We start from the raw sequence: 5,549 nt of genomic DNA on the forward strand, positions 1-5,549 counted from the left end.
CCACGCCCGCCACCAGCGGCGCCGACGCGCCCGCTCCCACGAACACCCGCGACGCGGGCAGTGACCGGCCGACCGTCGACAATCGGTCCGACGCGCAGCGGACAGTCCGCGGGGTGTCCCTGCCCGGCGGCAGCTGGATCGACCTGGGTCTTGCCCTGGCCCTCGCCGCCGCTGTCGCCCTGGTCTGGGCGCACCGCCAGCGCCGCCACGTTCCCCGCAACCCCTCCACCCCGCCGCGCGGCAGCGACGCCACCCTCGCGCCCATGCCCCGGGTGATCGGCCAGATCCGCCGCGCCCTGCGCCACACCTACGCCGCGCACCCGGACACGCCCCCGCGCGAGGCCCCTGCCCACCGTGCTGGCGACGCCCATCCCGGCGACCCCACCCACAATCCCGCCGAGATCCCGGACAGCGAATCCGGCGACGCGCACGCAGCCACGTCCGGCGGATATCCGGCGCCGCTGGCGCCGTCCCTGGCGCACCCTGTGTCGGCGGTGTGGCCGCCCGCCGGGCTCGGACTGACCGGACCCGGCGCTCACGCCGCCGCCCGCGGATTCCTCACCGCCGCCCTGGCCGCCGCCGGTGAGCATCCCGACGCCTGTGCCCGGGTGGTGATGCCGTCGGCAACCGCGGCGACGCTGCTCGACACCGCCGCGGACACCCTGCCCCACACACCTCGGCTCACGATCACCGCCAACCTCGACGACGCCCTCGACCTCCTCGAAGCGCAGGCGCTGCACCGCGCCCGCCTGCTCTGCCACCACGAGGTCGACACCGTCCGCGACCTGCGCGCCGCCGACCCGTACGAAGAGCCCCTCCCACCGATCACGCTCATCGCCGACACCGCCAGGCGAGGAGAACGCGCCCGCGCTGCCGCGCTGCTCACCCAGGGCCAACGCCTGGACATCCACGGCGTGCTGCTCTGCGCGTGGCCCGACGGCAACACCATCGACGTCGCCGACGACGGCGCCACCACACCGGCCGACGATGACACCCGACGTCCTGGCGCCCACCTCGCCGATGCCGGCCGGTTCACCGTCGTCACCCCCACCGAAACCCTCGACCTGCTCGCCACGCTGGCCGAAGCCCACACCGGCGAAGCGCCCCACCCCACGCCCGCCCCGACCTGCCTCGGCGACACCGTCATGCCGGAACCCGACGCACCCCACCCACCGTCCGTGACGTCCGCCGCCGCTGGGTCCGGTAGTGGCCTGTCCCCCATCGGCGCCCACGGCGCGGGCGCGCGAGACAACGATCGGCACGCACCCGCCGCCGGCTCCGACGAGCCGACCACCGTCGAGAGCGACCCGGCCCCTGTTTCCTCGGGGCCGGTCGAAGCCGGGCCGGCGGCAGACACGCGTGCGAGGGTCGGGGTGAGGGTGCTCGGTGCGCCGGGCATCGTCGACGGTGACCAGCAGCGCGGCCTGCGGGCGAAGTCCCTGGAACTACTGGTGTACCTGGCCGCCCGCGACGGCAGCGCCCCCGCCGAGGCGATCCTGGACGACCTGCTGCCCGACGCGCCCTCCAGCAAGGCCGTGCACCGCCTGCACACCTACGTCTCCGACCTGCGCGCAGTGCTGCGCCACAACGGCGGCAACGGCACCTACCTCACCCACCCCGACCACCGCTACGAGCTCAACCCCGACCGCCTCGACGTCGACCTGTGGCGGATGCGCGCCGCGATCCGCGCCGCCGACGCCGCCACCAGCACCCACGAGCGGGTCGCTGCCCTGCGCCGCGCCGTCGACGCCTACCGGCAGCCGCTCGCCGAGGGCTGCGCCTGGGAATGGCTCGAGCCCTACCGCGAAGCCGTGCGCCAGGAAGCCCTCGCCGCCACCCTCGCCCTCATCGAGGAACTCGACGGCCACCCGTCGGAGCAGCGGAACGTCCTCGACGCCGCGCTCACCCACCACCCCTACGTCGAAGAGCTGTACCAGACGGCGATGCGGGCACGCGCGCAGCTCGGCGACGTCGACGGCGTCCGCGCGCTGCGCAGAACACTGACCCGCCGACTCTCCGAAATCGACGCCGAGCCCACCGACGACACCCTCACCCTCGCCGACCGGCTCATCGCCGACCTGCGCCGCCACGGCCGCGCCTCCGGCACACGCCGCCAGCCCAACGCGGACGGAGTCCCCACGTGAGCGCGACGCCCAACACCACCAGCAACTCAGCTCCCTCCCCCAGCGCGGCGCTGGCTGATGACGCGGCCGTGCACCTGCGGCGGCTGCGGTGGGCGGTGCGCGCCGCGCTCACCCTCGGCGTCGCCGCCTCGGTAGCCGCCAACGTCCTGCACGCCCGGCCGAATCCGATCAGCCAGGTCATCGCCGCGTGGCCGCCCCTGGCACTGCTTCTCACCGTCGAGCTGATCTCCCGCGTCCCCCACCATCGCCGCTCCCTCGGCGTGATCCGCATCGCCGCGACCGCCGTCATCGCCGCCATCGCGACATGGGTCTCCTACAGCCATCTGGTCGGCGTCGCCGCCCGCTACGGCGAGACCGAAGCCGGTGCCGCCTACCTGCTCCCCATCTCCGTCGACGGCTCGTCATCGTCGCCAGCGTCAGCCTCGTCGAGATCACCGCCACGATCCGCGCCTCCGCCCCCACACCACCCGCGCCGACAACCCCGACCGACCCTCCCCCAGTCGCCGCAGCCCCCGACCACGCCGCAGCCGCCAATCGCGCCGCAGACGCAGGCGACCGGCACCCTGACTACACCGCCGCACTCCCCGCCTCCACGCGCTCCGTCGATCCGGTCTCGACGCCCACCTCGGACGGCTCCGCCGTCGTCCAGCCGCCGCATCCGTCCCCGCACGAAGACGAGAACCGCCGGCCCGATTCTCTCGACCGGGACGTTCTGGGCAGCGCAACGCCCGCCCCCGACATGGTGCGCGAGCCGGCGCCGCGCACCCTCGCAGACGGCCGCGGCCCGCAGGACACGCCAGAGACGCGGCTAGCGAAGCCCCCGCAGACACCACCCGCCGACAAGGACGGCGACAATCGCGGAGAATCTTGGGATGCCAGGGGTGAGGCGTCGGCAGACGAGGTGCCCGCAGACACCGCCGCCGCGGTCGCCTACTGGCACCGCCGCGAACCGAACCTGCATCCGGCAGAGATCGCCGCGCGAATCGGCAAGTCGGAACGCACCGTCCGCCGCTACTGGCCACCTGCGGCGACGAGCGACGGGTCGCACGTCAACGGTCATCTCGCCGACGGCCTCCGCCGCTAACATTTCGAACTTGCGCGTCCGGGATGGACGATGCCGCTCCGGCACGCGGGTGGTCGCTGCTCCCCGGGTGGCGGGATGGACGAGCCCGGCCTCGGCTGGTACCGGAAGCCGGTGTCCGATACGACGAAAAGGCGCGGCTTCTTTCTCTCGCTGACGCGGATGGACCGGACGGGGCATGGCATCGGGGTGTCAACATCGCTGGCGGTGCGGATCTTCAAGCAGTACGGCGACGGGTCCCTCGACGTGGTCACGAAGGATCCGTATCGGCTGGCGGCCGACGTGTGGGGCACCGGGTTCAATACACCAACGGCCTCCTGGGCGCCGGCCGTCGCCACGCCGCCCTCGACCACGCCTCAGACGACGGGCCTCGATGTCGGCGTGAGAGCCGGCCTCTGGTCACCCGCTGCTGCACGCCCGCCAATGCGGCGAAGGCGGCGCGCCGGCTGGTGCACGTGCTGCCCCGTCAGGCGAAGGCGTATCCTGCCGCGTCGTGAACGACTTCCGGCCGGGCGACCCCATCGATCTCCGCAGTGAGGCGATGCGGAAGCGCGTGGCCGAGAGCCACATCGGCGATTTCGAACTGACTGCCGCTCGCGTCGTCGCCCGGCTGACCGGTGAGCGGGTCGTGGTGCAAGACGACAACAGCGACCGTGGCATGGTGGACATCCGCATCGACTACCGGGGCAGGCCTCCCGGTTACGTCGAGGTGGTCATGGACATCGATCCGGGATACTCGGCCATGGCCAGCTTTGTCCGGGGCCAGCGGGCAGTCCCGGTGCCGGATCTGGGAAGGGTCTGGTTCGTCACTGTCTCCCCACGAGCCCGAATACAACGTCTGATTCGCGACCTTCCCGCCAAGCTGCGCCTTCTCCAGCAGGCGGAGGCGCTGTTCGAGTATGTGACCGGTCAGCAGCAGCTCGAGAAACACCAATCCCGCCAGGTACGAGATCTGGCAGCTCTGGGCATCGTGCAGCTGGCATCTCGCCCCGCAAGGGACGGTGAAGAGGGCCGCGTGTTGCTCTTCGGCCAAGGGACCGGGGGCGCCGCCGAACAGGACTGGACCGCGTTCCACGGCTGGCTCAGAGATTATCTGCACGACGAGAATCGCGCTGACGTGCGGCGCAAACTCCGGGCGACGAACGCCGATGAGCGCCACGTGTTCGTCGGAATGTCCTTCAGCACTCCGTGGCTGGCCTACCACGCGTTGAGCGAGGACTACAACGGCCTCCCGGAGCGCCCACCGGAGCTGCCTGGGGAGATCACACACCTGTGGGTGTACGCCTACCCCACAGGCCGGTGCCTCGCGTGGTTCCCGGACAAGGGCTGGGTCGACCCTCGTGCCTGCTGGGCTACCGAGTAACGCCGAGCGGCCCCCTGCCAGCATGCTGGCAGGCCCTGTCGTAGTAGCGCTGCCGGGAGATCGGCGGTCTGGGCGACCTGGGCTCAGGGCAACACTGCGGGCTGGTGAGCCACGGATCCGGTCCTGGCCTCGGCGATCGGTCATGATGGCGGCGAAGCCGAAGTCCACCGACCCCGAAGACCCGGCCGACATGGCGCGCGAGACCGGTTGTGATGTAACGGATCCTCCTAGCCGGAGGCTGTTGTGGTAAGGCCGGGTGCGGGGCCTGCGCAGATGGACGGGACCTTGCTCACCCCCCGAGCACCCTCCGGGGTCCCGTCCATCTGCGGCTACGCCGGCCCGACATGCCCTTGACCGGGCGGACCGCCTCGTCTGCGCGGCGTGATCGCCGTTGCGCCGGATCATGGGGTCGGAGGTCCCACTGGTGAAGGGGGGCATTGGCTTGCTCTGGGGCTGGCATGGCTTCGCGTCGAGGTTCTGGTCTGCCCGGCCCCGCCGACGGCCGCCGCGGGTGCGGCGGGCCGAGTAGGCAGGGGTGCCGCCGTGTCAGCCCGACGGGGCCGGTCAGGTGTCCTGCGGGGCGGGCGGCCAACCGTCGGCGTCGGCCTGCCATGCCTGCACGTCGTTCTCGCCGGTGAAGGGGTCGACCACGGCGAGTTGGGCGCGGTCGCGGTCGAGGAGGACCAAGGCGGCGCTGCCCGTGGCCGGTGCCGTGGATGCGCGGCTGGCGCAATGTCGGGTGGGACGGTCAGCCACTGGTCAGGGTCGATGTGCCCGCTGGTCAGGGTGGTGCAGGGCGACGGGTGTGGTGGCGGCGATGTCGGCGTCGTGCATGGCCAGGTGAGGGCCAAGCTGGGTCAGGCGGCGCGGGGCGACGGCATCGGCTGCGGCCGGGCGGGCCGGAACCAGCCGGCGAACCGGGCGGTGGGTGCGGCGACCCGCGCACGGCCTCGGGCGAGCA

The 5,549-nt window shown here is 72.6% G+C and carries 5 protein-coding genes and 1 pseudogene; 5 read left to right on the plus strand and 1 reads right to left on the minus strand.

Going from position 1 to position 5,549, the window contains the following annotated elements; translation table 11 throughout:
• The 5 genes and pseudogenes from JNW89_RS26185 to JNW89_RS26205 form a co-directional block, all read left to right on the plus strand.
• The coding region (locus tag JNW89_RS26185; RefSeq protein ID WP_238450968.1) for a BTAD domain-containing putative transcriptional regulator at window positions 1-2,144 on the plus strand (2,144 nt) is incomplete at its 5' end.
• Window positions 2,141-2,956 carry a DUF2637 domain-containing protein gene (locus JNW89_RS38180; protein ID WP_238450969.1) on the plus strand — a complete coding sequence of 272 codons (816 nt, stop codon included), beginning with the start codon at window positions 2,141-2,143 and terminating at the stop codon, window positions 2,954-2,956. The genes JNW89_RS26185 and JNW89_RS38180, both read left to right, overlap by 4 nt.
• 89 nt (window positions 2,957-3,045) lie before the next feature.
• Window positions 3,046-3,228, plus strand: coding sequence for a hypothetical protein (locus JNW89_RS26195; RefSeq protein WP_238450971.1), 183 nt, complete (start codon window positions 3,046-3,048; stop codon window positions 3,226-3,228).
• 177 nt (window positions 3,229-3,405) lie between these two features.
• Window positions 3,406-3,531: pseudogene (locus JNW89_RS26200) on the plus strand (helix-hairpin-helix domain-containing protein); the annotation flags it as partial.
• A 187-nt stretch (window positions 3,532-3,718) separates the two neighbouring features.
• On the plus strand, window positions 3,719-4,588 hold the full coding sequence (locus JNW89_RS26205; RefSeq protein WP_238450973.1) for a hypothetical protein: 870 nt from the start codon (window positions 3,719-3,721) through the stop codon (window positions 4,586-4,588).
• A gap of 564 nt (window positions 4,589-5,152) precedes the next feature.
• Here the strand turns inward: JNW89_RS26205 and JNW89_RS36955 are convergent.
• Window positions 5,153-5,275, minus strand: a complete 123-nt coding sequence (locus JNW89_RS36955) for a hypothetical protein (protein WP_255541254.1) — start codon at window positions 5,273-5,275, stop codon at window positions 5,153-5,155.
• Window positions 5,276-5,549 lie beyond the last annotated feature (274 nt).

The organism is Micromonospora sp. 4G55 (assembly GCF_016803375.1).